1 protein-coding gene and 1 pseudogene are annotated in these 801 nt (G+C 29.7%); both read right to left on the minus strand.

Going from position 1 to position 801, the window contains the following annotated elements:
- Window positions 1–27: 27 nt before the first annotated feature.
- Window positions 28–543 (minus strand): hypothetical protein, encoded by a 516-nt coding sequence (locus tag DMC01_RS12645; RefSeq protein WP_142694530.1) that lies wholly within the window; start codon window positions 541–543, stop codon window positions 28–30.
- 64 nt (window positions 544–607) lie between these two features.
- A pseudogene (locus DMC01_RS14185) lies at window positions 608–801 on the minus strand (hypothetical protein); the annotation flags it as partial.

The following is an 801-nucleotide window of genomic DNA, read 5'->3' on the forward strand; positions in this document are numbered from 1 at the left end:
ATCAAACACCCCCAAATATAAATATCTTTATCCTCTCCTTGATAAGTTCTTTTTGCAAAATAAAAGAGCTTGAAAGCTACAATTTTGCTTTAAAAGCAGATAACAATATGCTAAAAGAAAGAGAAAAACAGACGAAGGAAATTTTAAAATTTGTTTATCCATAGTATTTATGGGGTGGGTGCTATGATTAAGTGCATAACTTATACGCAAGGCGCAGATATTTACATATGTTCTTTTGTTGCTATTAAATAATGTTTCTACTTGTCCTCCAATGTGCTTATATCTTGGCTTGGCAAATTCTATTGATACAATCCAAAGGGATTCTATTTCAGCAAACTTATGTGATTCTTCATTATTTTGTCCTCGACTTTGAGCTAAATTATATAATTCATCATATAGTGCTTGTTTTCTAGCATTATAAATATTTATGTCAAATTTGCTTATATCTACATACCCATTTTCTACACTTTTAAAGCTAGGTCTTTGAATTTTAATTTCTACTTTCTTATCTTCACATTTTACCTTGCATATATTTGATGACAACTCCTTATGTAATACATTCTTAATAACCGCTTCCACGAATACCAACTTGAATGTTAAGGTTTTGCTATTTAAATTCAATGTTTAATCTTATCATTTCCCCATACTTATATCCACTTGTGTTTATATGCAAATTTAAATCAGAGCTATGCTTTGAATCGCCCTCTAATTTTATCATTTCCTCGCAAAAGCTAAAACAAATTTCAATGATTTTTTTGTGAATTTTGCGTGGAGTGTTTGAATTTAGATGTGAATTTAGGC

Origin of the sequence: Campylobacter troglodytis (assembly GCF_006864425.1) — a bacterium.
Classification (GTDB): Bacteria; Campylobacterota; Campylobacteria; order Campylobacterales; family Campylobacteraceae; genus Campylobacter_D; species Campylobacter_D troglodytis.